This window comes from Rhodococcus erythropolis R138, from assembly GCF_000696675.2.
GTDB classification, from domain to species: domain Bacteria; phylum Actinomycetota; class Actinomycetes; order Mycobacteriales; family Mycobacteriaceae; genus Rhodococcus_F; species Rhodococcus_F erythropolis.
This window is the reverse complement of the sequence record NZ_CP007255.1, coordinates 497,128-521,839: the sequence shown is the minus strand read 5'-3', so window position 1 is coordinate 521,839 and position 24,712 is coordinate 497,128. Positions and strand designations below refer to the sequence as shown.

Sequence of the window (24,712 nt, the reverse complement as noted above, 5' to 3'; positions counted from 1 at the left end):
ATCAGCTCGACTTCGGCTTACGCAGCACGAAGAACAGCGCACCGCCGAACACGACGACGCCGGCGACGATGAAGATCCACACCGGCATGCTGCCGGACTCCGACTCACCCGTACTCGACGCAGCGGCAGCGCCGGGAGTGCCCGACCCCGCCTCGGTGAGGGTGAAGGTCAGAGTTCCGTTGACGGGGTGACCGTCGGCGGAAGTGACTCGGTACGCGATGGTGTAGACGCCGGTCGGCCCGAGATCGCCGAGGTCTGCACTGACAGTGGGTCCTTCGACGGACGGATCGCTCTTGGTCCAGAGGTTGCCGTCCGGGCCGGTGACCGTCAGTGCCGCGAACTGCGCCTGCAGAGCCTCGTTGAACGTGACCGAAACCTTGTCAGGCGCAACCTGAATGGAAGCGCCGTTTTCCGGGTTGGAGCCGACAACCGCGGAGTGCGCACTGGCCGTGCCCATTCCGAGCATCGTGGCCAGCATCGCGAGCATGCCGACGGTGATGACCTTGATCCGGGTACTCATCAGCGCTTGCTCCTGACCAGTGCGCCGAGGCCGAGTGCAGCGCCCAAGGCGCCGAGCACCAGGCCGACGCCGCCGAGCCAGCGCGCGGTGTTGTCTGACGAAGAAGATTCGGAAGCAGCGGACGTCTCGGCAGTGTTATCGGCAGCAGGCGCTCCGTGAGCATCGCCGGTGGATGCGGCGAGAGTCAGCGTCGGCGCGGGCTTGTCCGGCTCGCTGCCGTCGGCAAGTTCTTCCTGATCCCAGTTGACGACGTTGCCGTCGCTGTACGTCTGCACGGCCTTGAACTCGACCTCTTCCTGCTCCGGCAGCGGGCCGGCGGAAAGGACGAACTGCTGGAACTGGCCGGGGGCGATTCCGACGCCGGGGTCGGCCGTCCAGGTCACGGACTTCGCGACCAGCGAGGTGGGGTCCTTCTCGACGACGGCGGTCCAACCGGGCATCGGTTCGGTGCGTGCCGACTTGAGGTCGGGGAGGGCCACCGTCAGCTTGGTGGTCGAAGCGGTGTCGGATTCGGTGGGCACGCGGAACGTGAGAACGGAGTATCCGCCCTGGGTGGCTCCTGGTGCGACGACGCTGACGTGTGCTGAAGCAATTCCGGCGGCCAGCAGCACAGCGCTGCCGGTAGCGACGGTCGTGACAACCGCACGCGAAATCAGGGTGTTCTTCATGTCGGGAAGTGTCCTCTTGGTCTGGTGAAGGGGTGGGGAGTTCTACGAATCTTCAGACCAGGGCAGGAGGACCGCGCCGCGAGATGCTGGCGCGAAGAAGGGCGTCGACGGGTCCGTGATGGATTCCGGTCGAGACGGTGTGGCCGCGGGAAGTGACGGCGGCGGGAGCCAGGGACGCCAGGACGACGTGGAGAGCGTGGGTGACAACGCGGTAGAGGCGCTCGGCGGCCAGGACCGCCACCGCACAGGCGACGGTGGCACCGGCGTGAGCACCGAGCATCACCAATCCCGGAGCGGGCGAATGAGCGTGCTCGGAGAGCGTCATGGTGGTGTGGGCGGCAAGCTGACCCAGGCCAAGAGCCACGATCAGGGCAGCGGGCCCCCGGGAGAGGGCGGGAAGGGTGGCCGTCACGGCGCCGACGGTTGCGCAGACGGCGAGTAGCAGGGTCAGCGACGACGACTGTGGCAGCTCGCCTCCGCCGATTCCATGCGCGGCGACAGCGAGAGCAGCCGAAGCGGAACCGACAGAGATCCCCCGGAGGGTCGCGGTCTGCTCGGCTGCTCTCACTGGCGTTCTCAGGTCTAGCGCACGCCGAGACGTGCGAGCAGATCTGCTTCGACGCCGTCGAGTTCGGAAGAAATTGCCTGGTGAGCTGCCTTACGGCGAGCCTGCGGCATCTGCTCGGCAGCGCGAACTGCCGTGCTGAGATCGCCGAGGCGCTCACGGATGGCGGCGGCAAAACGCTGCGTCTCCGCATCGTCGGGCTTGCGGCTGAGGATCTCGGTGACCGAGCTCTCGGCACCGGCGATACGAGCGCTCAACTTCGCGCCGTGACCGGTGTAGTCACCGAGCTGGTCGACGGCGATGCCCATCTTCTGCGCGCGCGTGGTGTCGAGCTGGGCGCGCACTGCCGTGGCAGCGCGGTAGGCGATCGGCAGGAGAACGGGGGCAAGCAGACGTGCCACACCAAGGTACTTACGCACCTTGGCGACAGTCAGGCCCTGATTCGCAGCGGCTTTCTCCTGCGCCTTCAGGGTCGCGATCTGCGCCTTTTCGATCTTGTGCTGTGACTCGATCTCGGCTTTCTCCAGCTTCTTGAGCGACTTGGTCTCGACCTTGTCGCGCTTACGCTGGCTCTTGGCGTTGAGCTTCGCCTCGACCTCAGCCTTGTGCTTGAGAGCCTTTGCCTCCGCCTTGCGGGTGGCACGAGACTTTCGCTTCTTGAACAACCCCATCGAAAAGGACCCCGTTTCCAGGTGTTTGTGTGTTGCCAGGTACCTGCGCTTCGGCTTCAGCCTAGGGGAGCACATAATCTTCGTCATCGTGTGTTCCGTTAACAACCCCGCGCCCCAGCTCCCGATCATCGATTCGGGGGCGTTGACCCGATGCCGTCATCGGGTGCGTCTGGACGGGTTGTTTCCCGGGAAATCGGCTTCGGAACCCGTCGACACCGGCGTCAAGCAGCGCCAGGATGCCGCGATCGCGAAGCGCGCGGAGATCGCCGAACTGGTGATCGGTGCTGCTCCCGAGCGTTGGGTGAAGATCAACCCCGATCAATCGGCGTCGGCTCAGGCTCGTGACACTCTTGCTGCCTGTGAGGCCGGCGCGGACCGGATCTGGGGCGCGGTCTTGCCGGTCGAGCGCGACACCGGACGCAAGGGCCGCTGCGAAATGCTCATCCGTGACGACGAGGGCGGCGGGTACATCCCCGTCATTGTCGTCAATCACAAGGTGACCGATCCCGGCCAGGGCGCGATCACCTCGGGGCTCTTCGAATGGGAGCCCGCGGTCGATCCCAAGCGCAAGGTCCGCAGTCAGGTCCGCGATCAGATGCGCGTCGCGCAGGTCTATCGGATGCTCGAGCGTCGTGGGCTGGCGAGCCCGTCGCTCACGGCAGGCGCGATCGGATACAACGGAGACTGCGTCCTCGTCCACGACCTCGGTGCGATTCTCGACGACTACGACGAGCGTTTCGCCGACCGTATCGCTGTTGCCCGCGGCGAGGTGCTGACGTCTCCTTCACAGGTGAGCGAGTGCAAGTCGTGCCCGTGGTGGACCGAATGCAAGCAGGAGTTGGTTCGCAACCGCGATGTCAGCCTGGTGGCTGTCGGATCGCGCGCGGAGCTTCTGCGCGACGTCGGCTGCAACACGATCGATCAGCTGGCCGCCTGGGACGGTGAGCCGCTCGAGGATTGGCCGCACGGAAATTTCGACGACGCAGTCGTGATCGCCAAGGCGTGGTTGGCAGATGCTCCGTTGGTGCGGCGGTTCGAGAAGATATCGGTGACTCGGGCGGACATCGAGATCGACGTCGACATGGAGAGCTATCAGGAGCACGGCGCCTACCTGTGGGGAACGCTGCTCAATGTCGGTGGCTTCTCGATGTATCGAGGATTTGCGACGTGGGATCCGCTGCCGACGCGTGACGAGGCGCGGTCGTTCGCGGAGTTCTGGGGCTGGCTGATGGCGGAGCGTGCCGCAGCCGCTGCTTCGGGTAAAACCTTTGCCGCATACTGCTATTCGCGTTCGGCCGAGGACAAGTGGTTGTTGGACTCGGCGCGCAGGTTTGCCGGTGAGCCCGGGATTCCGAGCAAGGACGAGATCCGTGAGTTCATCGACAGTCCGCAGTGGGTCGACATCTATCAAGCGGTGAGCGATCAGTTCATCTGCCCGAACGGCAAGGGGCTCAAGAAGATTGCCCCCGTCGCCGGGTTCAACTGGCGTGACGCCGAAGCCGGTGGTGAAGCGTCGATGGCGTGGTACCGCGAGGCGGTCGGCTACGACGGTGAGCCGGACGAGACGCAACGGACACGCATCCTGCAGTACAACGAGGACGACGTCATTGCCACCAAGGTCCTACGTGAGTGGATGACGGACCGCGCGGAGAAGGAAATTCCGCTGGCTTCCGAGTTGTAGCGCTGATCCGTTCTGTCGCTATTGTCTGAAACATCCTATTTAACAGTGTGTTTCAATTCGTAGTTTCTCGTCATCGTGTGCCCCGAACCCGCATCCGCGCTACCTTCATCTGGTCGGCTCCACGATGGAGGGTGTTGCATGCTGAGCAGGCTGACTTCGAGTGCGAGCGACGCCGAACTGTCTGACGTCGAGCGGCGCGACCTCTTCTCTCGCCAGGTCCGTCAAGTGACAACGGTAGCTCCGCTGGCCAACGTCGCGAATTTCTTCAGTGCGTGCGCTTTGTTGGCCTATGTCGTGCCGCCGGCACACGAAGAGTTCCGCCTGATCTGGGGAGCGGCAGCGCTCGCAGTCATCCTCAACTCGGTGCGTGTGTGGCTGCCGAGGGCCATTCAGGGAGAGAGGTATTCGCCCAAGCACACGACCCGGTACGACTACTGGGCGCTCATGCTCGAAGTGGTACTGCTGGGTGTTTTGTACACGATCCTCGCGGCCGAGATGCTTCCGGTGATAGACGGTTCACGAAAGCTGGTTCTGATCGCGACCATCGCCGGTGTGGTGGGTGCCGGTGCAGTTGCGCTGTCGACTGTTCGGTCGCTGGGTTTGGCCTGGATTCTGGTGCACGGCCTGGGATTGTTATTCGTCATGCTTGCCGGGGCGACGGCCGAGTACTTCGTCCTTTCGTTTCAACTCGTTGTCTACATCAGTATTCTGTGCGTCGGCGTTGTCTATCTGTGGGCGTCGTTCCGAAGTCGTTGTCTTGCCGAGTTCGAGGCTGCTGCCGAGCGCCAGACGGTCAGTTTGCTTCTCGACGATTTCGAGGGCGGGTCTCGTGACTGGCTGTGGGAAGTCGACACCACCGGGACGTTGTCGCACACCTCCGCTCGGCTGTCGCAGATCTCGGGAGTCTCTGTCTCTGACCTGCGAACCCTGTCGCTGCGCGGATTGTTGGATCGGCTCGACGTCGGTTCGACGAAGAGTGGACGAGCCGCGGTCCACGTCATCGGAGATCACCTCGACCGCCTCATGCCGTTTCGAGAGGTCGTCATTCCCGTTCGTGTCGGCGGCGTCGACCGATGGTGGTCTCTGTCGGGTCATCCCAGGCTTTCCGAGGCCATGGAGTTCGTGGGTTGGCGAGGCGTGGGCTCGGACATCACCGAGAAGTACAACTACGAGCGGCGAATTCTGTGGCTTGCTGCAACCGACGGACTGACCGGGCTCCCGAATCGCCGGACGTTCGGCACGGAGCTGTCCAACGCGCTCGGCGCTGTCCGGACCGGCGAGCAGGTTCTTGTCGGCATCCTCGACCTGGACAATTTCAAGTCGGTGAACGACACGTTAGGACACCCAGTCGGCGACAAATTGTTGATTTCCGTTGCTGCACGGCTCAATCGGGTGGTCAGTGGCGCCATGTGTGCCCGAATCGGTGGCGACGAATTCGGCGTCGTCTTGCGGGGAACAGGGGACGGCGGCGAGGTGTTTGCTCGCTATCTGGGTGCATTGCGTGAGCCGTTTTTCGTGCGGGGGAATCGCATCGAGGTTCGTGCATCGATCGGGTATGCCAGCGCGCCGGCAGATTCCGAAGACGCGGACACGCTTGTCATGTCCGCCGACCTGGCGCTGTATGCGGCAAAATCCGCTGGTAAGAACCGGGTCGGAAGATACTCACCGGTGCTGCGGGCGCGGGCCAGGGAACGAGCATCGGCCCTGCAAGAGCTTGGGCTTGCGATCGAGTCTCGGCAGTTCGAGCTGTACTACCAACCGCAGGTTCGTGCGGACACCGGCCGCGTCGAGGGTTTCGAGGCGCTGCTTCGCTGGAACCATCCGGTGCGGGGAGTGCTTGCGCCGCGCATCTTCATTGATGTCGCGGAAGAGACGGGTTTGATTGTCCCGCTGGGGCTTCAGGTTTTACACATGGCCTGCGCCGAAGCGACGACCTGGCCCGATGATACCTACGTGACGGTGAACGTCTCTCCGGTGCAACTGATGTCGTCCGGCTTCGGATCAGCAGTCAACGATGCGCTGGAGGCATCCGGTCTGTCCAGCAAACGGCTTCAGCTGGAAATCACAGAGACGGGAGCGGTAGAGGAGCTTGCCGTCGCCGAGCTGGATCGCCTGCGTGCCACCGGAATTGCGATTGCCCTGGACGACTTCGGAACCGGCTATTCGTCTTTCGAGAGTTTGAAGAAACTGCCGTTGGACATTCTCAAGATCGACCGGTCGTTCATCACCGAACTGAGTGAGGGTGATTCGGCAGTTGTCACTTCGGTGGTCGAGGTGGCGAAGGCGCTCGGTATGCAGTCATTGGCGGAAGGCGTGGAGACGGCCGACCAATTGAGTCTCTTGCGTACCGCCGGTTGCGAATTGGTTCAGGGTTACTACGTCAGCCGACCGATGCCGGCGACGGAAGTGGCCGAGTACCTCAGCGCAACTGCCCAATCCAGCGGTGGGTATTTTCATTCGTTCTGACAACTGTGCGCCTTTATTAACCGCGGGCGGTTAATAAAGGCGCACAGCAGGGAGGTTAGCGCGGCGCCATGCGGAGAGCGCCGTCCATGCGTATGGTCTCGCCGTTGAGGTAGTCGTGCTCGACGATCATCTGCGCGAGTTGCGCGTACTCGGACGGCTGGCCCAGGCGGGACGGGAACGGAACGCCGGCCTCGAGGCCCTTGCGGTACTCGTCGGTGACGCCTGCGAGCATCGGGGTGTCGATGATGCCGGGGGCGATCGTGTTGACGCGGATGCCGAACTGCGCGAGGTCACGGGCAGCCGGAACAGTCATGCCGTGCACTCCGCCCTTGGAAGCGGAGTACGCGATCTGGCCGATCTGTCCTTCGAAGGCAGCAACGGAAGCGGTGTTGATGACGACGCCACGCTGGCCGGACTCGTCGACGGCCTCGGTCTTGGAGATGGCGTCGGCCGCGAGGCGCATGACGTTGAAGGTGCCGAGCAGGTTGACGGTGATGACCGTGCGGAACAGCTCGAGGTCGTGCGGACCCTTCTTGGACAGGATGCGTCCGGCCCAGCCGACACCGGCACAGTTGACGACGATACGCAGCGGGGAGCCCGACTCGACGATCTGGTTGATCGCTGCCTCGACCTCTTCGCCGCTGGTCACGTCGGTGGGGATGAGGGTGACGCCGGCGGGGACGTTGTCGCCTGCGCGCTCGATCGACGCGGGCAGATCCAGGCCGAAGACGGTAGCGCCGGCGTCGGCGAGGCGCTTGGCTGTTGCGGCGCCGAGGCCTGATGCCGCTCCGGTGACCAGTGCTGCGGTTCCCTTGATTTCCACTTCGTGTGCTCCTCGAGTTAGCGATCGGTAAGGCGGTGGTGCGTGTCGAGAACCATAACGCGAGGGTGTATGTGAGGGCGAACGCGCGAGACCCGCGTAGGGCTGGGTACCTTGGACGCGAGGTCTGAGAGCAAAGCACCGGACGAGAGGGGACCTGCGTGAGCAAGGCGCCTGTGCGTCCCGCCGCTTCTGTCGAGAATTTCGAGCGGTTGCAGCGCGACCCGCTCTTCGAAGATCTTGCCGAGCTGATTGCCGAGGTTCTCTCCTACGCGTTCGACGCTCCGGCCGCCGTCGAGATCGAACAGTGGACGATCAGTTGCCTGCCGTCGACAAATCGATCGGCGGAGCGCCATCGCTTGTTCACACTCAACATCGGTCCGATGGAGATTCTGAGCGTCGAGTGCCATCTGGTCGGCGGTAAGCCGATCGAGCACGTCATGTCCGTGTACGTATCCAGTTCGGCACTGGAATCGCGAACCGGCTGCAGCATCGAAGAACTCGATGCCAAGCACGATCTGGTCGCCATCAGACGCACCGAGTTGGCGTCCGCCGACGGCGACGGGACCGTGATCGACTGCAGTCTCGAGGACTCGGATGCGTTGGAACAGTTTGCTCAACTGCCCGTCGACATGACGACGGTTCGTCCGCTCGCGGAGCATCTTGTTGCCAAGGGCAAGGGCCCATTTCGGCAATATCACAACTCCGGGTTCGCCAAATATGTACTGGAAAGGTCGCTCGACCATGGTTGATCAGTTGCCCATCCGCCTCCCGCGTGTGCTGCGAGACGGGGACGATGCCGGCGCGGTCGACGTGCTGCAGGAATACTTCACGAGGCCGCTCCGGAAGACGGGCTATCTCCGTACCGGTGCGCTGTGGGATTCCTGGGATCCCAGTGGCAACCGCGATCGTGATGCGAACATCTTCACCGCGGAAGATCTTGTTGCGGTGACGCTTCTGTCGGTTCAGGTTCCGGCGCAGGGAGCCTTCTTCCTACTCGGGGAGAACAATGCCGAACTGAATCGACTCCTGGCCGCCGTGGGCCCCGATCGCGATCTGTCGAACGAACCCGATCCCTTCACTCCGGAATCTCCGGTGTGGCGGTTGGAGACGGCGCTTCGAGAGATTCACGGCGTCGGGCGAACCATGGCGTCCAAACTGATCGCACGCAAGCGTCCGCGGCTCTACCCGATTTACGACGACGTCATCGGGCGGGAGTTGGGAACGAAGGCTGCCCATCTGGAACCGGTACGAGAGGCCTTGCACGACGGAGAATTACACGTGAGATTGCTCGACTTGCGAGTTCGGGCCGGACTGGACGATGCCGTTCCGGCGATCCGGGTGCTGGATGTGCTCGCCTGGATGCAGGGTAAGGGATACAAACCGGCACTCTAGCTTTCTTGTCGGTGGGCAGGTCTAGTCTCGAATGTATGTTCGATAATGGATCGACGGGTGGTGTGGGGGCAGTTGTAGATGACGGCCGTCCTGTCGTCGATCCACTCGTGCTGCCGGACATGCTCTTTGCAACGGCGCAGAGCGAGAACATGCTGGCCGCACAGAAGGTGCTCGGTGCGTCCATGTTGTCGGAGTCGAGATTCAATGCGGAACTCGACGTGTCCGGTGATGTCGACAAGGCGTGGCGGATCGCGTGCAACGAGATCGCGGTCATGCTCACGTGTTCGCGGCGCACAGCCGAAGTTCACATCGAGATCGGTGACGCCTTGCGCGAGTTCCTTCCGCTCACCAAGGCCGCATTTGCTGCCGGCGAGCTGGACTATGCGCGCGTGCGCAAGATTGTCGACGGACTCACCGGGGTCGACCCCGAGGCGATCGCAGTACTCGAGCGCCGGGTACTTGCCTCGGCGCACCGTCTTCCGCCCGGGCAACTGGAGCGCGACATTGAACGTCAGCTCTTTGCCTACGATCCGGACGCTGCCGCCGAACGTCGCCGGAAAATGCTGGAACACCGCGATGTTCGCACGCGTGCAGACCGTCACGGACTCGCCCAGTTGCAGGCAACACTCAGCGCGAACGAGGCTGTCGAAGCGCTTGGCCTGATCAACGAGGCCGCCGGAAGCGTCTGCAACCAGGATCCACGAAATGCCTCGACGCGCCGGGCCGACGCGCTGGTTGCTCTCCTGCACGGTGAGAACGGGCTGACTTGCCAGTGTGGCAGCGAAACGTGCGAGGCAGTATCCCCAGCAAGTCGATCAACTGCGCCCTCGCGTCGGAAGCCGTTGCTGCACATCGTGTGCGATCTGCCGACGCTCCTCGGGTTGACGTCAGATCCCGCGAGTATCGACGGGTACGGGCCAATCGATCCCGACTTTGCTCGCGAGCTTGCCGCCGATTCCACTTGGCAGGCACTGTTTGTCGACTTACGCTCTCAGGCCGCCGGGAATCGACCGCGTCGGCAACATGCTCCGACTGTCCTGCCGCTTGTCACCCGACGTGATCGCCTGAGTCGCGAACCGAAAGGCTGCGGAGATCGGATTCGGGCGATGCAACGGTTGGTCGCGCGGGCCCCGGACATAGTTCGAAGATCGGATGGGCATGGCGCCCAGCCCGATCCACCTCCCGGCGCGCTGACCTATGCTCCGGGAGCGGCACTGGCCGCGCTTGTACGGGCCGTCGACGGTCACTGCCGGTTCCCTGGTTGTTCGGTGCCCGCGAGCAGGTGCCAACTCGACCACATCACCGAATTCGATCCTTCCGATCCGAGACGCGGTGGGTGGACCATTGCGAGCAACCTCCAATGCCTGTGTCGTCATCACCATCAGGTGAAGACCTACAGGTTGTGGACGCCGGTGATGCTCGTGGATCGTGCCATTCACTGGACCGATAAAACCAGCGGGTTGACGGCTGTCACGGTTCCGGAGAGGATCTGACCTGTGCCGGAAGGACAGTGCGCGGGAATCGTCGGCGGGGGAATTGGTGGGCTGACGGCTGCCATCGCGCTCCGCAAAGCAGGCTGGGATGTCACCGTGTACGAGCGTGCATCCGAGTTCACGGAGGTGGGCGCCGCCGTCGTGTTGTTTCCCAACGCGCTGGCAGCACTGGACGAAATCGGTGTAGGCCCCCAGATCAGGGCGAAGTCGCTTCCGTACAGTTCGGGCGCGATCAGGAATCTGCGCGGTCAAAATCTGGTGACGCGCAGAATTGGTGATCTCGCCGGCGGCCGCGATCTGGTGACAATCCACCGTGCCGATCTGATCGAGGTATTGGTTCGCGCAATCCCCGCCGAGTGCCTACGCACCGGAACCAGGGTGACGGGCGTGGGCTGCGGAGATCATGGCCGCGGCGAGATAATCACCGACGGTGATACCGATCGATCTGACGTCGCTCGATACGACCTTGTCGTTGCCGCGGACGGTGTGCACAGTGTTGTGCGACAGCAGATCTGGCCCGACGAGGGAACCGTGGAACGGACCGGCGTGTCCGCTTGGCGCTGGATCATCGATGGTCCACCGCCGGATTTTGTCGGACAGGTGTGGGGGATTCGAGGTGAGTTCGGGATTCTTCCGTTGGCGGACAACCGCACCTATGCCTTCGCGGGTGCGCGACGCGGCGTCGAGAGCCTCGAGCATTTTGCTGACTGGCCCGAACCGGTGTCGCAACTGGTCGCGAACGCTGACCCAGCTCGCATCATTGTGAACGAGTTACTCGAGATTCGGACCCCGAAGTTGTTGACACGCGGCAAAGTTGCGTTGATCGGCGACGCCGCTCATGCCATGCGCCCACACCTCGGGCTAGGTGCGGCTTTGGCCATCGAGGACGCCGTTACTCTCGCCGCTTATGTGCACGACCTTGCAGGCTACACGAAGGCTCGGCGGCGCAGAGTTCAAGTTGTTCAATTGATTTCGCGACACATGTCGACCGTGGTGATGCCGGCGAGTCGCCCGTTGGCGGCAGTGCGTGATGTTGCGGTGCGGTTGACTCCCGACATTCTTGCCTTGTCGGTCTTCGGTGTGATCAACCGTTGGCGGCCGAAGCCGATCGAGAGGCGCTGACTTCGAAGATGGTCTCCAGACCGTCTTCTTCGTCCCACTGCTCACCGACTTCGCTGAAACCCTACTGGCTGATCAGATTTCGCGATGCGATGTTGTCCGGGCTGATGGTCGCTCGAACGATGTGCACTTCGGATTGGCGACTCGCGACGTCGAGAAGTATCTCGAGGGCAGTTCGTGCGTAACCCAGTCGCCGGAATGCCGGGTCGATGCGATATCCGATCTCCACCATCCCGCGCGCATCGGGGCGACCGTGGAATCCGGCCAACCCCACCGGCGTCGAGGTGCGGGCATCGACGGCGATGCGGGTGATCCACGCGCTGTCGAGTGGGTTCCCGGTTATCTGCGTGCTCCGGTAGCGCCACAAGCCCTGGCATTCTTCGCCGAGGAGATACGGGGTCAGGAGGTTGGGTTCGAGTTCCGTTGCGAGAGTGGCGTTGTCTTCACCCAGCGCGTGTAGGGCGAGTGGTGGAACCCGGTTCAGTTGAAGTCCACGTCCGTCGAGTGCCCAGGGTAGTTCGGTGACTGTCACAGGTCGGCGATCGGAGTCGACAGAGTTATGTCAACGCCGATGCTCCGAAGATTGCCGTCCAGAACCTGCCAGATGGAGCGCCCGAGGAACTCGGCCAATTCCGCACTGGTCACATCGGAACCCGGCTGGCTGAGCCAACGGTTGACGCTGACGTCGACCAATCCGATGACGCCGAAAGCCAAGGGCTCCGCCATCTTCGACGATTTGCCGCGGCTGGCGAGGATCGCACCCAACAGGTTCCCCAATTGCACGGCGATGGCCGTCTTGGTTCCGGTCACCACTTTCGAACCGGTGGCCCGCGTGCTCGGCGAGCCCTTGCCTAAAAAGTGGTGCAGTCGTGGGTATTTCACAATCCACTGGAGGTAGGTCTCGACTGCCCGTGAGATAGCCTCGCCGACCGTACCCTGCGGCGTGAGGGTGGGTGTCAGGTCGGTCATCATCATCTCGAGGATACGAACTCGCAGCTGCTCGTCGAGGTCGGCTCGATCCTTGAAGATCCGGTAGACAACGGAACGGGGGACGTCGGCGCGCTCGGCGATCTGCTGGACGCCGACGTCGGCGCCACCTTCGTTGACTGCATCGAGTGCTGCGTCGAGGATCCGCGCTTTGCGCTGCTCCTTGTGATCGTTCCAGCGAGTGCTGCGCCCGTCGGGCTGCGCCGACTCGGCTGTTTTTGTCATAAATCGAACGATACTCACCCCGCCATTGACTGGACAAGATGTCTCACATACTTTGGTGGGACAGCGTGTCACACACAGATACCGTTCTCTTCAGGAGTGGCAATGAGTAACAGGGTTTTTGTCGTCGGCGTCGGCATGACGAAGTTCGAGAAGCCGGGAGCCCGCGAGTGGGACTACCCCGACATGGCACGCGAGTCGGGTACCAAGGCGCTCGAAGACGCGGGTATCGACTACACCGAGGTCGAGCAGGCATACGTCGGCTACGTCTACGGCGAGTCCACCGCAGGTCAGCGGGCTGTCTACGAGCTGGGTCTGACGGGCATCCCCATCGTCAACGTCAACAACAACTGTTCGACGGGATCGACCGCGCTCTACCTCGCCACGCAGGCAGTCAAGAGTGGTCAGGCCGACTGCGCACTGGCGCTGGGCTTCGAGAAGATGCAGTCCGGGTCCCTCGGATCCACCTACGACGACCGTGAACAGCCACTCATGCGGCACCTCCTCGCTCTCGCCGAGCTGCAGGAGTTCGCGATGCCGCCCGCTCCGTACATGTTCGGCGCGGCCGGCGTCGAGCACATGGAACGCTTCGGAACCACTGCAGAGCAGTTCGCGAAGATCGCCGTCAAGAACCACAAGCACTCACTGAACAACCCGTACGCGCAGTTCCAGGACGAGTACACCCTCGAGCAGATCCTCGAAGCACGCCAGATCCACGGGCCGCTCACCAAGCTCCAGTGCTCGCCTACCTCGGACGGATCCGGCGCGGCGATCATCGCCAGCGAAGCATTCGTCGAGAAGCACGGGCTCGCTGCTCAGGCGATCGAGATCGTCGGACAGGCCATGGTCACCGACATGAACAGCACCTTCGAGGACAAGAGCGCCATCAGCCTCGTCGGCGCCGACATGACTCGTAAGGCCGCTGAGAAGGTGTACGCGCAGGCCGGAATCACCGCCGACGACGTCGACGTCATCGAACTCCACGACTGCTTCTCCACCAACGAGTTGCTGACGTACGAGGCGCTCGGACTGTGCGCCGAAGGTGACGGCGGCAAGCTCGTCGACGCCGACGACACCACCTACGGCGGACGCTGGGTGGTCAACCCGTCCGGCGGCCTCATCTCCAAGGGTCACCCCCTCGGCGCAACCGGTCTTGCCCAGTGCGCCGAACTCACCTGGCAGCTCCGCGGAACCGCCGACAAGCGTCAGGTCGACGGCGCGAAGGTCGCTCTCCAGCACAACATCGGACTCGGCGGCGCAGTTGTCGTGACCGCATACAAGCCCTACGCACGCTGAATCACACCCACAACCCGCCAGCTACCCACTAGGAGTTTCATCATGGCTTCCGTTTCCGTCTCCGCTGTACTGCCCGCATCCCCCGAGAAGACCTGGGATGCGCTCTCCGACCTGTCTCGCTGGGAAGAGTGGCTCACCATTCACCAGGGCTGGAAGAGTGAACTCCCCACCCAGGTTGCGTTGGGCGCCAAGTTCACCGAGGTCGTCTCCGTGATGGGTATGGCAAACAAGATCGAGTGGACCGTCGAAGAGGTCGAGGTTCCGAAAATGGTCAAGATTGCCGGTACCGGAATGGCCGGCGTCATCGTCGAATTCGTTCTCTCGGTCGAGGCCGACGGTGCGGGTTCGAAGGCAACCGTCGACGCCAGCTTCAAGGGCACCATGATCGTCGGGCCGATCGGCAAGGCAGTAGCCAAGAACGCCAAGGCTGATCTCGAGGCCTCGCTGGCCAAGTTCGCCGAGCTGGTCGGGTAACGGCTCGATGACGACACCGAAGACCAACGCGGTCGAATTCGATACGTCCGGGCTGGACGTATGGACCGATCCGGAGCACTTCGAGGTGACAGCCGAGCGCATCGCCGAATATGCCGCTGCCACAAACGACCCCATCGAGCGACACCTGAAAGGCGAGATCGCTCCGCCGGTCTTCGCGGTGGTACCCGTCTTCATGTCGATGGCACCCGCTGCGCTGTCGGTGGCGCCGGTCGAACTGCTGATGAAGCTCGTTCACGGTGAGCAGGACTTCCTGTTCCACCGTCCGATCTACCCTGGCGACCATCTGGTCGCTCGCGCCAAGCCCATCGGATTCGAGGGCCGGGACAACGGATCCACCGTCGTCATCTACGTCGAAACCAAAACCGACAAGGGTGAATTGGTCAACGAGCAATGGATGACAGCGTTCTTCCGCAAGGTCGACGCGGGCCCCGGACTGGGTGAGAAGGCTCCCGAACACCGATTCGACGACGCTCTTCGCGCGGGTAGTCCCGCAGCGGTGATGAACCAGCATATCGACGAGGACCAGACGTTCCGGTACTCACCGGCTTCCGGCGATCCGATGCCGATCCACCTCGACGAGGAGATCGCTCGGATGTCCGGTCTCCCCGGAATCATCAACCACGGACTGTGCACGATGGCGTTCACGTCGTGGGGAGCCCTGACCGAACTGGCAGGCGGCGAGACCGAGCGGTTGCGCCGTCTCGCAGTGCGATTCGCGAAACCCGTACTCCCGACACAGGACATCGAGACGGTGTTCCACAAGTCGGGTTCGGCAGACGGAGCCACGTCGTACTCGTACGAAACCAGCGCGGTCGGCGACCTCGTCATCAAGGACGGCCTCGCGGTCATCGCCGACAAATGAGTCTTCATGTCCGACAACTGAACTGATGGGAATCTGAACTGATGGGAAGTCTCGACGGTCGCGTAGCGATCATCACCGGAGCAGGACGCGGCATCGGCCGTGAGCATGCGCTGCTCTTCGCTCGTGAGGGTGCGAGCGTCGTGGTCAACGATCTCGGCGGAGCAAACGACGGTTCCGGTGCAGATGCCGGCCCCGCGCAGCAGGTAGTCGACGAGATCGTCGCTGCAGGCGGCAAGGCTGTTGCCAACACCGACAACATCGCCACCTGGGACGGCGCCGAGGGCCTTGTCAAGCAGGCCGTCAGCGAGTTCGGCCGACTCGACGTACTGGTCAACAACGCCGGCATTCTTCGTGACGCCTTCATCGCCGGTATGGACGAGAGCCAGTGGGACGCAGTCATTGCCGTGCACCTCAAGGGTCACGCAGCGACGCTGCACCACGCTGCCGCGTACTGGAAGGACCAGAGCAAGGCAGGCGAGACCGTCAACGCTTCGGTCATCAACACTGCTTCGGCTTCGGGTACCTTCATGCCCAACGCGGGCCAGGGCAACTACGGCGCCGCCAAGGCGGGCATCGCAGCCCTGACTCTGGTGGCCGCTGACGAGCTCGATCGATACGGCGTGCGTGTCAACGCTATTGCGCCGATCGCGCGTACTCGGCTGACGCTGGCGACACCCGGTATGGGCGCGTTGTTCGCCGCCGAGGTCCCCGAGGGTGAGTTCGACGCGTTTGCGCCGTCCAACATCTCCCCGCTGGTGGCCTATCTTGCGGCAGCGGATTGCAAGCTGACCGGCAAGGTGTATGCCGTTCAGGGTGGAGCCATCACGGAACTCGCCGGCTGGCACGGTGTGAACACCATCGAGAGCGAGGGTCCCTGGACCACCGCCGACCTCGCAGAACGTCTGTAAGCGCATGGCACGCAACGCATACGAACTCGGCCTTGGGCTGAGTGAGGAGCACACCGCACTCGCAGATTCGGTGCGGTCCTTCGCCGAGCGCACCATCACCACCGAGCAGGTGCGCTCGGCGGTGGAATCACGGACCGAGGACAAGTTTCCCGAGTTCTGGACGGCCCTGGTCGGGCAGGACCTTCTCGGGCTCGCGGTTCCGGAAGAACAGGGTGGTCACGGCGCCGGTCTGCTGACCTTGGCGGTGGCACTGGAAGCATTGGGCCGCACTGTCTCTCCCGGCCCGTTTGTTCCGACGGTATTGGCAAGCGCCGTTCTCGGCGCCGCTGATTCCAAGGCGGGACCCGAGTTCCTGCCGGGCCTGATCGACGGAAGTCGTACGGCAGCAGTCGCCTTGGGTGCACCGTTGACGGCCGAGTCGTCGGACGGCGGATACAAGATCACGGGCGCACTCGACGGTGTGCTCGGTGGTGAACATGCCGACGTGCTGCTGGTCCCGATCCAGTTGCCCGAGGGTGTCCGCTACGCGGTGCTCGAGAGCAGCGCAGTCGCGATCACCGTGCAGGACAGCATCGACGTGCTGCGCGGCAGTGCGCGGATCGAAGCTGACAATGTTCAGATCAGCGCCGAACGGATACTCGACGGTCTCACCGAGGCGCGGGTACGGTCCATTGCCGCAGTCGTTCTCGGCGCCGAAGACGTCGGCGTCATGTCCTGGTGTGTTTCCACTGCGTCGGAGTACGCCAAGACACGCGTGCAGTTCGGGCGACCCATCGGCCAGTTCCAGGGTGTCAAGCACAAGTGTGCGCAGATGGGCATTGCGCTCGAGCAGGCACGCGCCGTTGTGTGGGATGCGGCAAGCGCATTGGACAAGGGCGACGACACGGCAGATTTTGCCGCCGATATCGCCGCAGTCATCGTGCCGGACGCCGCAGTGCAGGTAGCGCAGGATTGTGTGCAGGTCCACGGCGGCATCGGATTCACGTGGGAGCACGACGCCCACCTGTACTACCGCCGCGCGCTCTCGATCCGCGGCATTCTCGGCACCCGCGAGGATCGTGCCAACCGCGTTGCGCAGCAGGCACTTGACGGTGTCAGCCGGGCTTCGGTTCTCGAACTGCCGCCCGAGGCAGAGGAGATCCGCGGAGGCATCGCGGCCGAGCTTGCCAAGTTGGTCGAGCTCGACGAGGACGACCAGCTGATCGCGCTCGGCGACGGCGGCTGGGTTCAGCCTCACCTGCCGAAGCCGTACGGGCGCAGCGCCGCTCCGCTCGAGCAGATCGTCATCTCCCAGGAGATCAAGGCTGCGGGTATCTCGATGCCGCAGCTCCTGATGGGCACGTGGGCCGTGCAGGCCGTCGTAGCGCATGGTTCGGACAAGCAGAAGCAGGAATTGGCAATACCGACCCTGCAGGGTGAGCTGGTGTGGTGCCAGCTCTTCAGTGAGCCCGGTGCTGGTTCCGACCTCGCGTCATTGTCCACGAAGGCCGAAAAGGTCGACGGCGGTTGGAAGATCACCGGTCAGAAGATCTGGACCACGGTTGCGCAGTTCTCCGACTGGGCAATGCTGATCGCCCGTACGGACGCCACCAAGCCGAAGCATCAGGGCATCACCTACTTCGTGCTCGATATGTCGACACCGGGCATCACCGTCCGCCCGCTGCGTGAGATGACGGGTTCGGCGTTGTTCAACGAGGTGTTCCTCGACGACGTGTTCATCCCCGACGAGAACGTGGTCGGCGAGGTCAACGACGGCTGGAACGTCGCACGTACGACGCTGGCCGGCGAGCGCGTCGCACTGAGCCAGAAGATGGAGGCGTACGCCTCGGACTCCGATCTACTGAAGTTCGCGAAGTCAGCAGACCTGAGCCCGATCGGGCGCTACCGCGTCGGCGAGCTGGTTGCCGAGAGTCAGGCGATCGACCTCATCGGCTCCCGCGTTGTGCTCAAGCAACTTTCGGGGATCGACGTGAGTACGACGTCGAGCGTCGGCAAGCTGTTGGCGATGAAGATCAGCCAGTCGATCGCCGAGTTCGTCGTCGCCGAACTGGGTGCTGCCGGAGCGGTCAGCATCCCAGGTCAGCCAAGCGACAAGGCGATGGAGCAGCTCATTTCGGGCCGTGCCACCACCATCTACGGCGGCACAACCGAGGTGCAACTCAACGTGATCGGTGAGCGCATGCTCGGATTGCCGCGAGACTGAGGGTATTTACCGGTGAGGCTCAGTCCTGGATTCTTCTCCAGGGCTGAGCCTCTTCCAGTTCGAAGGCCAATTCGAGGAGTGTGCGCTCGTCGCCGAGATCGGCGGAGAAATGCGAAGCCAACGGCAAACCGTTGCTGGTCTGGTGCATCGGTAGCGAAATCGCGGGACCACCGGAGATGTTGTTGAGCGGTGTGAACGACGTGTACGCGATCAACTTGTCGAAGAGTTCCTCGAAAGGCTGAGCGGGAGAGAGGTATCCGAGTTCAGGGGTGGTGTGCCCCAGGGCCGGCGAGAGCACGACGTCGTACTTCAAGAACATGGCGCTGTACTGCTGCTGGAGGCGTCGCAGGCGGTAGAGCACGCGCGGCGTCTTCACCAGGTTCTTCCGGTACAGCGTGTAGAGGCCCTTGGTGAGATTGTCGGTGCCGGACTTGTCGAAGTCGGGCCCGAGCATCTGTTTGCCACCGGTGGAGATGGCAAACGACAAAAATCCCCAGTAGATGCTGAAGTCGTCGATGAATTCCGGTCCGACGGGCAATGCCGCGTCCTCGACGTGATGGCCAAGGCTTGCAAGGAGTTCAGCCGTAGCTTCGACGGACTTGCGTGTCTCGTCGTCGGTCTTGGTGACCGTCACGGAATCGGTGATCACGCCGACGCGCAGGCGGGTTGAGCTGGGTCCTTCGATCAGGCGAACCGGTGCGAGTCGTGGATTGCGGTAGTAACTTTCGGCCGCTGACATCCATCGTGCGGTGTCGCGAACCGTGCGGGTGACGGCGCCCTGAGAGATCAGCCGGATCGGCATCGACTTGTCGGCCGGATCGGCGATGGTACGGCCGCGAGTGGGTTTGAGTCCGACCAGTCCGCAGGCAGCGGCGGGAATGCGAATCGATCCACCACCGTCGTTGGCGTGCGCGATCGGGAGGACTCCGGCAGCAACCAGTGCGGCAGCGCCACCCGAGGAAGCGCCCGACGAGTAGGCCGGGTTCCACGGGTTGTGCACGGGTTCTTCCGTCATGTACTCGGTGGACGCACTGAATCCGAACTCGGGCAGTCGGGTCTTGCCGATCGAAATGGCCCCGGTGGAGAGGAACTGCTTCGCGAAATCGCTGTCAGCCTTGGCGGGGACTGCGGTGAAGGCGGTGCTGCCCTGCTGGGTGGGAAGGCCGGCGCTGTCGGTGTTGTCCTTGATCGCGGTGGGGACGCCGGCGAAGATGCCCGCGGCCGACCGGTTGCTCCTGGCGAGGGCGCGATCGAAGTCTGTGCAGGCCAGACCGTTCAATCGCCCCTGCACTGCCTCGGCGCGCGCGATCGACGCCTCCATGACTTCCCGTGCGGTCACCTCGCCTGATTCGATCCGGGCGGCGACGCCGGTGGCGTCGAGATCGCCTAGGGCGTCATCGGTGAATGCGTGGACGGGGGTGTTGGGGCTCATGGGGATCCTTGTCAGGCGGAGGCACTCAGGTCGTCCGTCCAGCATATTGGACGGACGACCCCTGAGTGGCGCTATCTGTGGATTGCGGTATCAGCTACCGAAGATCGTCACAGCCTGCTCTGCTGCCTGCGGTGCCTGCTGGAACAGGCCCTGAGGGATGAACTGCTGAGGAATGAACTGCTGGGGACCCAACTGCTGGAAGTTCGTGACCATCGGGTGGATGACGTTGTTGAATACATCGTTGAACATGTGTTGTGTCCTTCGGTTACAGCGTTTTTCGAACTTCTGACTCCATCGACACTAAGCACGGTTCGGGTGGGTTTCAACGAAAATCACTGATACACAGTCAAGTTCAAGTTCATTGCCAGCTGGGGGCCAGGAATCGGCGTTTCTTCACAGCTTCGACGCGGTGCCGTGCAGATTCTTGGCTGTCGGGGACGTCTCGACGGATTTTGGATCGGGGTACGTGCCCAGTACGCGATCGGCCGTTCCCGCGGTGGTGACGGTGAACCAGTAGTGCTCGTTCTTGAAGTGATGGTTGCGATGGTTGCGCCAAACCGACCGGTAGAGAGCAGTTTTCGGCTTGTAGTCACTGTGGATGAGGAAGTGAGTCCACTCGTAGCCGAGGCCGAGTACGGAAATACAGGTCAGGAAGGTCAGACCGAGTTCGACGCGGGGAAACGCCAGGAGTGCGACGGCAGTCAGGACGGGAATCACGATCAGGAGCGTCTGCCACGGAATGAAGATGAGTGAGATGGTTCGCGGGGCGAAATGGTGCTCCCGATGGCTGCGCGCCAGGCGTGAATCGAGGGTGACGCCGGCAATGGTCCGCGGCTTCCAATGGAGAACGAAGACGTGAATAATCCACTCCACGAAGGGGAATGCGGCAAGCATCACGAGCGGAACAAGGGCGTCGGTGATCTGCCAGTTGCCCAGCGTGAAGCGCGCTGCCGCAGCGACCACCAACATGGTGCCGATCATCCACGGCGTCGGTGACTTGCGGAACGTCCGTGCTGCGTCGGCCAGAGTGAGAGGCTTGCTCATGGTTTGAGTCCTTCCAGGAAGGTGAGAGCATCGCCGATTGCCGTCGTACCGGTGTGAAGGAGCTGTGCGGCTGACGCCTCGGCAGTTGACTCGTCGTGTGAAGTGATGGCGGAGGCCAGTTTTCGATACAGGTCGGTCTGGCCGACTTCGGCGACCATGACGGAGGCAAGTGCAGTCATGGCCGGTTCGTATGCAGCGCGCAGGCTGTTGAAGATCAAACGGAAGGCAATGGAATCCGCGCTGTCGACGACGACGTCCCAGAACGCCAGAGCGCGGTCTTGCAGCTCTACCGGATCTTCGGTGGCGCCTAGTTGATCCACGGCCGTGTCGAGTTCTCGGGCAGATTCCGCGGAGATGCGACGGGCGGCCAGCACCGCGATCTGCGGTCCCATCAACTCGCGAGTTTCCAGGACGCTGCGCACCACGGTCAGGTCGGGGACGCCGTCTCGAACCAACAACTGGGGGAGAAGTTCGGGTCCGGCCTGGCGTCGAAAATCTCGCACGGACGTGGACTCGCCCTGGCGGACCTCGACGAGCCCGGCCCGGGCGAGCTTCTGAATTGCCTCGCGGACTGCGGGCCGCGAGACACCGAATGCCTCGGCGAGCTTGCGCTCGCTGGGTAGCGCCTCACCCGCGGCCAACTCTCCGGCCAGCACTTTCACCGAAATCTGGTCGAACACTGCGCCGGAAGCGGAGGTACGTGCAACGGGTTGGAACATGTACTGACCGTAAGCGCTAACTGGTGAGAGGTCAAGTGGTATGACCAGTTACCGTCACTGCAGGTTGCGAGTGGTGTCCGCCAACTTGTTCAGGAAGTCCGTGTAGGTGAGTGCGAATCCGACTTTGTCGTCGTAGTCGAGCGGTGCAACATTGCCGGCGACCACGGCTGGAACACGATCCCACGCCGGGTTGCCCGGCCAGGAGTCGAGATTCTGGGCGACGACGACATCGGCGTCGGCGAGCACATCCGCATTCTCCCAACCGAATTCGGCGCTGTAGCCGCCGATCGCGGCCGACTGGGCGGCGGTGATCGCGTCGTTGGACAAGATCGTGTAACCGAGTGACGACGCTACGTCGACGGTCAGGTTGTTCGGGGTGTTGAACACGAAGAACTTGTCCTCGATCAGCGATACGAAGGCGATCGTCTTGGTCTGCGCGACGGAACCGACGTCGTCGCGGGCAGTGGCGAGAGCGGCTTCGTACCGCGCCTGTGCTGCCGAGGCGGCGGCGGTCTTGCCCAGTAGTGCCAGTTGCTCGCCCATGAATCCCAGAGGCCCGCCGAGTGATTCGGTCTCCTTGTCGGGCGAGCTGCCGTCCTGGATCACCAGAACCGGTGCGATGTCCTCGAAAGTGAGGTTCTGTGACTTGTAGCTCTCGTACCAGCCGACGGAGATGAGGATCAGGTCCGGGTTGTAGCTCAGCACGTCCTCCTTACTGAGATTGCCGCCCAAATGCCCCGCATCGGCAGGGACCTTGGATGCGAGATGGCTCGACTCGTCGTAATCGAGGGCGACGATCGGGTAATCGGCGAGAAGTGCGAACTCGAGGGACGTCCGGGAGTCGATGACAACCACTCGCTGCGGGTCGGCAGGTATCTGGGCGGAGTACCCCGCGAAGCTGTAGTCGATGGTCTCGGCCGAAGGCGAGGGCTGGTCGTCGGACGAGCTGCACGAGGCGAGCGTGCCGATCAGGATCGCGCCGACCGCGAGCGCGATAGACCTGGCAAAACGGCGGCGGTGGTGCATCTGTGGTGTTCTCCAACGTGTTCGGGCAACATGGTTTGCCTTGCCTAACAACGCTAACGTGTCACCCGTGCGGGTTTGGTGCCATTCCGATGCGGTTTCATGACAGGTGAGAACGAGCGGAAGTACGCGGCGGGGGTGTGGCCGATGACCTGCCTGAACAGGTCGATGAACGTTCCAGGGGTGGCATACCCGAGGCCGCGGGCCACGGCGACGACAGGTTTGCCTGCGGCAATCTCGATCAATGCAACGCGGACGCGCACCAGAATTCGCCATTGAGTGAGCGTCGTGCCGGTGTCGGCCTGGAAGCGGCGCATCAAGGTCCGGCCACTCACGCCGATGGTGCGAGCCCAGTCGGAAGTGGTGCGGTCGTCCGCCGGATCGGCGATGATCTGCTGGGCAATCGAAAGAAGGTCAGGCGTTCTCGGCAACGGAATGTCGAGACTCGCGGCCTGAACGGGATGGATGAGGTCGATTGCCACCTGCTGTAGCCGTAGTCGCTTCAGGTCGGGCATGGCGTTGTTCTCGTTGTGTAACAACACCTCCCGAAGTGCACCGGTCATGGGTATGCCGACTATCGAGTCCCAATCGGTGTCGATTCGATCCGGCGTCAGGTACGTCGCGAAGATGACGGCGCCGTCGTCGGAGCGGACGCGGTGCGCAGTGCCGGCAGGAATCCAGATGCCGAGCATCGGCGGAACCATCCAGAGGTGTTCGGACGCTTCGAGGGTGACGGTCCCACCTGCCGACCACAGCAGTTCATGTTCGCGGTGGGTATGGAAATCCCAGACGCCAGTTGCCGTGCTCTTGAACCGGATGGTGCTGACGGACCACGGCTCCGCGACGATCCGGTTCGGGGTGGACACCGGCTCGTTCCACGTCGACGGTTCCAGGGTCGGCGCTCCCCACAACATGATGCCGGGGAAGTCCTGTCGCGAAGGCGTCACGAACCAAGAACGTACCGGCTTCCGGCCGTCGACCGAGGGGGTGCGCGTATCGATGGCTCGATCGAAACAGTGGTTGGCCATGACGCTTCACCGTAACAGTGCAGGTGAGAGTAATTTTAGGTAGCCCTAATTCGGATACCGTCAGGAAACCCATGACATCACTTCTCTTGCCTACCGCTGACACCGATGCCGAGTTCGCTCGCATCACCGCAGCACTTACCCGACGCGGTTTCCTCGGGGCCGGTGCCTTGGCGGGGATCGGATTGCTCACGGCCTGTGGAACCAGCTCCAGTGAATCGGCCGAGGGCTCGATGCGCACCATCAACACGGCCCTGGGGCAGGTGGAGGTTCCCACCAACCCGCAGCGAGTGGTCAGCGCCGATTACTACACGGGCCCCGCGATGTTCGACGCCGGATTCACGCCCGTCGGATTGCCGGTGGACTACGAGAACGCCGACGGTGTCCCGGAACCGTATGCGTCTGCCCTGCGGTCTCTTCCGAAGGTGGGACGCTGGTACGAGCCCAACGCCGAGGCGATAGCGGCTTTGTCTCCCGACTTGATCGTGATGACCAACCTCCTTTCGGAGAACAACCCGGATCTTTACGAGCAGATCCGGTCGATTGCACCGACCGCAGTTTTTGCCGAAGACGGCCAGTACGCGTGGAAGGAGCGCGCCCTCGGGGTCGCGGACGCACTCAACCAGAGTGCGAAGGTTCAAGAGTTGGCAGACCGGTACGAGGCGCGGATCGCGAAGTTCCGCAGCGACAATGCTGACGTGTTGAGCAAGGTGAAGGTCGTCTACACCACGTACTTCGAGGAGAGTGGTTTCTCGCTGTACTCGCCGACCAAGTATCAGACGACGGTCATCAGCGAGGCCGGGTTCCAGTTCAACGACCGCTCACTCGCAATTCCTGCCGGCAGCAACGAGTGGTTCCCGAAGGAGCAGTTGGAGCTACTCGACGAAGCCGACGTCATCATCACCAACAGTGGCAAGGGCCCCATCAACGAGAAGTTGGCGAACGACACCATCTTCCAGCGTCTGCGCGCCGTCAAGAACGATCAGGTGTACTCGTTCGACTACGAGGGCGTCGCGTCGTTCGGTTGGGCCCTGACGTTCCTCGAGCAGTTCCAGCCGATTGCTGAGGAGATCAGAGCCAAGCGCTGATCTCCTCAGC

25 protein-coding genes are annotated in these 24,712 nt (G+C 62.9%); 12 read left to right on the top strand and 13 right to left on the bottom strand.

The annotated features are described in order from the left end of the window. Window position 1 precedes the first annotated feature (1 nt). The 4 genes from H351_RS02380 to H351_RS02365 are packed head-to-tail and all read right to left on the bottom strand — an operon-like array spanning window position 2 to window position 2,424. Window positions 2-520, bottom strand: coding sequence for a copper resistance CopC family protein (locus H351_RS02380; protein WP_029254160.1), 519 nt, complete (start codon window positions 518-520; stop codon window positions 2-4). Next, window positions 520-1,188 (bottom strand): YcnI family copper-binding membrane protein, encoded by a 669-nt coding sequence (locus H351_RS02375; RefSeq protein ID WP_020905708.1) that lies wholly within the window; start codon window positions 1,186-1,188, stop codon window positions 520-522. Before H351_RS02375 ends, H351_RS02380 begins: the two co-directional genes overlap by 1 nt. Window positions 1,189-1,240: 52 nt before the next feature. Then, window positions 1,241-1,756: a hypothetical protein gene (locus tag H351_RS02370; RefSeq protein ID WP_019746333.1), complete on the bottom strand. Its 516-nt coding sequence runs from the start codon at window positions 1,754-1,756 to the stop codon at window positions 1,241-1,243. Between the two features lie 14 nt (window positions 1,757-1,770). Then, window positions 1,771-2,424, bottom strand: a complete 654-nt coding sequence (locus H351_RS02365) for a DUF6474 family protein (protein ID WP_003944178.1) — start codon at window positions 2,422-2,424, stop codon at window positions 1,771-1,773. A 124-nt stretch (window positions 2,425-2,548) separates the two neighbouring features. Between H351_RS02365 and H351_RS02360 the strand changes: the two genes are divergently transcribed. Further along, on the top strand, window positions 2,549-4,105 hold the full coding sequence (locus H351_RS02360; protein ID WP_029254161.1) for a TM0106 family RecB-like putative nuclease: 1,557 nt from the start codon (window positions 2,549-2,551) through the stop codon (window positions 4,103-4,105). Window positions 4,106-4,243: 138 nt separating this feature from the next. Continuing rightward, the gene (locus H351_RS02355) at window positions 4,244-6,571 is read left to right on the top strand and encodes a putative bifunctional diguanylate cyclase/phosphodiesterase (RefSeq protein ID WP_029254162.1); all 2,328 of its coding nucleotides are present in this window, start codon (window positions 4,244-4,246) and stop codon (window positions 6,569-6,571) included. A 55-nt stretch (window positions 6,572-6,626) separates the two neighbouring features. Here H351_RS02355 and H351_RS02350 read toward each other — a convergent pair whose 3' ends face one another. After that, window positions 6,627-7,394 (bottom strand): SDR family NAD(P)-dependent oxidoreductase, encoded by a 768-nt coding sequence (locus H351_RS02350; RefSeq protein WP_019746337.1) that lies wholly within the window; start codon window positions 7,392-7,394, stop codon window positions 6,627-6,629. A gap of 158 nt (window positions 7,395-7,552) precedes the next feature. Between H351_RS02350 and H351_RS02345 the strand changes: the two genes are divergently transcribed. Genes H351_RS02345 through H351_RS02330 form a run of 4 tightly spaced genes read left to right on the top strand, consistent with a single transcriptional unit; the run spans window position 7,553 to window position 11,401 of the window. Next, entirely contained in the window at window positions 7,553-8,143 is a 591-nt protein-coding gene (locus H351_RS02345) for a hypothetical protein (RefSeq protein ID WP_029254163.1), read from the top strand. Continuing rightward, on the top strand, window positions 8,136-8,786 hold the full coding sequence (locus tag H351_RS02340) for a DUF6308 family protein (RefSeq protein ID WP_029254164.1): 651 nt from the start codon (window positions 8,136-8,138) through the stop codon (window positions 8,784-8,786). Before H351_RS02345 ends, H351_RS02340 begins: the two co-directional genes overlap by 8 nt. Before the next feature lie 35 nt (window positions 8,787-8,821). Then, on the top strand, window positions 8,822-10,279 hold the full coding sequence (locus H351_RS02335; protein WP_029254165.1) for an HNH endonuclease signature motif containing protein: 1,458 nt from the start codon (window positions 8,822-8,824) through the stop codon (window positions 10,277-10,279). 3 nt (window positions 10,280-10,282) lie between these two features. Continuing rightward, a complete protein-coding gene (locus H351_RS02330; RefSeq protein WP_051636437.1) occupies window positions 10,283-11,401 on the top strand; it encodes an FAD-dependent monooxygenase in 1,119 nt (372 codons plus the stop codon). A 61-nt stretch (window positions 11,402-11,462) separates the two neighbouring features. On the opposite strand, the gene H351_RS02325 is transcribed toward H351_RS02330, so the two are convergent. Further along, window positions 11,463-11,930 (bottom strand): GNAT family N-acetyltransferase, encoded by a 468-nt coding sequence (locus H351_RS02325; RefSeq protein WP_244891423.1) that lies wholly within the window; start codon window positions 11,928-11,930, stop codon window positions 11,463-11,465. Continuing rightward, window positions 11,927-12,610 carry a TetR/AcrR family transcriptional regulator gene (locus H351_RS02320; RefSeq protein ID WP_020905717.1) on the bottom strand — a complete coding sequence of 228 codons (684 nt, stop codon included), beginning with the start codon at window positions 12,608-12,610 and terminating at the stop codon, window positions 11,927-11,929. The genes H351_RS02325 and H351_RS02320 overlap by 4 nt, the downstream gene beginning before the upstream one ends. Window positions 12,611-12,712: 102 nt before the next feature. Between H351_RS02320 and H351_RS02315 the strand changes: the two genes are divergently transcribed. Genes H351_RS02315 through H351_RS02295 form a run of 5 tightly spaced genes read left to right on the top strand, consistent with a single transcriptional unit; the run spans window position 12,713 to window position 18,371 of the window. Further along, window positions 12,713-13,903 carry a lipid-transfer protein gene (locus H351_RS02315; protein WP_007735955.1) on the top strand — a complete coding sequence of 397 codons (1,191 nt, stop codon included), beginning with the start codon at window positions 12,713-12,715 and terminating at the stop codon, window positions 13,901-13,903. Window positions 13,904-13,945: 42 nt separating this feature from the next. Further along, window positions 13,946-14,377: a type II toxin-antitoxin system Rv0910 family toxin gene (locus H351_RS02310; protein WP_029254167.1), complete on the top strand. Its 432-nt coding sequence runs from the start codon at window positions 13,946-13,948 to the stop codon at window positions 14,375-14,377. Between the two features lie 7 nt (window positions 14,378-14,384). Further along, window positions 14,385-15,260: a MaoC/PaaZ C-terminal domain-containing protein gene (locus tag H351_RS02305; protein WP_029254168.1), complete on the top strand. Its 876-nt coding sequence runs from the start codon at window positions 14,385-14,387 to the stop codon at window positions 15,258-15,260. 41 nt (window positions 15,261-15,301) lie between these two features. Further along, window positions 15,302-16,168: an SDR family oxidoreductase gene (locus H351_RS02300; RefSeq protein ID WP_007735961.1), complete on the top strand. Its 867-nt coding sequence runs from the start codon at window positions 15,302-15,304 to the stop codon at window positions 16,166-16,168. A gap of 4 nt (window positions 16,169-16,172) precedes the next feature. Continuing rightward, window positions 16,173-18,371: an acyl-CoA dehydrogenase family protein gene (locus tag H351_RS02295; RefSeq protein WP_029254169.1), complete on the top strand. Its 2,199-nt coding sequence runs from the start codon at window positions 16,173-16,175 to the stop codon at window positions 18,369-18,371. Between the two features lie 19 nt (window positions 18,372-18,390). Here H351_RS02295 and H351_RS02290 read toward each other — a convergent pair whose 3' ends face one another. The 6 genes from H351_RS02290 to H351_RS02270 form a co-directional block, all read right to left on the bottom strand. Continuing rightward, the gene (locus H351_RS02290) at window positions 18,391-19,803 is read right to left on the bottom strand and encodes an amidase (RefSeq protein WP_029254170.1); all 1,413 of its coding nucleotides are present in this window, start codon (window positions 19,801-19,803) and stop codon (window positions 18,391-18,393) included. A gap of 90 nt (window positions 19,804-19,893) precedes the next feature. Further along, window positions 19,894-20,052, bottom strand: a complete 159-nt coding sequence (locus tag H351_RS32230) for a hypothetical protein (protein ID WP_020905720.1) — start codon at window positions 20,050-20,052, stop codon at window positions 19,894-19,896. A 144-nt stretch (window positions 20,053-20,196) separates the two neighbouring features. Next, a complete protein-coding gene (locus tag H351_RS02285) occupies window positions 20,197-20,847 on the bottom strand; it encodes a sterol desaturase family protein (RefSeq protein WP_019746348.1) in 651 nt (216 codons plus the stop codon). Continuing rightward, window positions 20,844-21,566, bottom strand: a complete 723-nt coding sequence (locus H351_RS02280; RefSeq protein ID WP_029254171.1) for a FadR/GntR family transcriptional regulator — start codon at window positions 21,564-21,566, stop codon at window positions 20,844-20,846. Before H351_RS02280 ends, H351_RS02285 begins: the two co-directional genes overlap by 4 nt. A gap of 54 nt (window positions 21,567-21,620) precedes the next feature. Then, window positions 21,621-22,592 (bottom strand): TroA family protein, encoded by a 972-nt coding sequence (locus tag H351_RS02275; RefSeq protein WP_029254172.1) that lies wholly within the window; start codon window positions 22,590-22,592, stop codon window positions 21,621-21,623. Window positions 22,593-22,645: 53 nt separating this feature from the next. Continuing rightward, on the bottom strand, window positions 22,646-23,536 hold the full coding sequence (locus H351_RS02270) for a helix-turn-helix domain-containing protein (RefSeq protein ID WP_244891422.1): 891 nt from the start codon (window positions 23,534-23,536) through the stop codon (window positions 22,646-22,648). Window positions 23,537-23,688: 152 nt separating this feature from the next. On the opposite strand from H351_RS02270, the gene H351_RS02265 reads away from it, so the two are divergent. Beyond that, window positions 23,689-24,702 carry an ABC transporter substrate-binding protein gene (locus tag H351_RS02265; protein WP_029254174.1) on the top strand — a complete coding sequence of 338 codons (1,014 nt, stop codon included), beginning with the start codon at window positions 23,689-23,691 and terminating at the stop codon, window positions 24,700-24,702. The last annotated feature ends 10 nt before the right edge of the window (window positions 24,703-24,712 follow it).

What these genes read in the sequence shown, in the direction of transcription:
- H351_RS02380 (WP_029254160.1), bottom strand. Translation starts at nt 520, where the DNA reads ATGAGTACCCGGATCAAGGTCATCACCGTCGGCATGCTCGCGATGCTG.
- H351_RS02375 (WP_020905708.1), bottom strand. Translation starts at nt 1,188, where the DNA reads ATGAAGAACACCCTGATTTCGCGTGCGGTTGTCACGACCGTCGCTACC.
- H351_RS02365 (WP_003944178.1), bottom strand. Translation starts at nt 2,424, where the DNA reads ATGGGGTTGTTCAAGAAGCGAAAGTCTCGTGCCACCCGCAAGGCGGAG.
- H351_RS02355 (WP_029254162.1), top strand. Translation starts at nt 4,244, where the DNA reads ATGCTGAGCAGGCTGACTTCGAGTGCGAGCGACGCCGAACTGTCTGAC.
- H351_RS02340 (WP_029254164.1), top strand. Translation starts at nt 8,136, where the DNA reads ATGGTTGATCAGTTGCCCATCCGCCTCCCGCGTGTGCTGCGAGACGGG.
- H351_RS02335 (WP_029254165.1), top strand. Translation starts at nt 8,822, where the DNA reads ATGTTCGATAATGGATCGACGGGTGGTGTGGGGGCAGTTGTAGATGAC.
- H351_RS02320 (WP_020905717.1), bottom strand. Translation starts at nt 12,610, where the DNA reads ATGACAAAAACAGCCGAGTCGGCGCAGCCCGACGGGCGCAGCACTCGC.
- H351_RS02315 (WP_007735955.1), top strand. Translation starts at nt 12,713, where the DNA reads ATGAGTAACAGGGTTTTTGTCGTCGGCGTCGGCATGACGAAGTTCGAG.
- H351_RS02310 (WP_029254167.1), top strand. Translation starts at nt 13,946, where the DNA reads ATGGCTTCCGTTTCCGTCTCCGCTGTACTGCCCGCATCCCCCGAGAAG.
- H351_RS02305 (WP_029254168.1), top strand. Translation starts at nt 14,385, where the DNA reads ATGACGACACCGAAGACCAACGCGGTCGAATTCGATACGTCCGGGCTG.
- H351_RS02300 (WP_007735961.1), top strand. Translation starts at nt 15,302, where the DNA reads ATGGGAAGTCTCGACGGTCGCGTAGCGATCATCACCGGAGCAGGACGC.
- H351_RS02295 (WP_029254169.1), top strand. Translation starts at nt 16,173, where the DNA reads ATGGCACGCAACGCATACGAACTCGGCCTTGGGCTGAGTGAGGAGCAC.
- H351_RS02290 (WP_029254170.1), bottom strand. Translation starts at nt 19,803, where the DNA reads ATGAGCCCCAACACCCCCGTCCACGCATTCACCGATGACGCCCTAGGC.
- H351_RS32230 (WP_020905720.1), bottom strand. Translation starts at nt 20,052, where the DNA reads ATGTTCAACGATGTATTCAACAACGTCATCCACCCGATGGTCACGAAC.
- H351_RS02285 (WP_019746348.1), bottom strand. Translation starts at nt 20,847, where the DNA reads ATGAGCAAGCCTCTCACTCTGGCCGACGCAGCACGGACGTTCCGCAAG.
- H351_RS02280 (WP_029254171.1), bottom strand. Translation starts at nt 21,566, where the DNA reads ATGTTCCAACCCGTTGCACGTACCTCCGCTTCCGGCGCAGTGTTCGAC.
- H351_RS02275 (WP_029254172.1), bottom strand. Translation starts at nt 22,592, where the DNA reads ATGCACCACCGCCGCCGTTTTGCCAGGTCTATCGCGCTCGCGGTCGGC.
- H351_RS02265 (WP_029254174.1), top strand. Translation starts at nt 23,689, where the DNA reads ATGACATCACTTCTCTTGCCTACCGCTGACACCGATGCCGAGTTCGCT.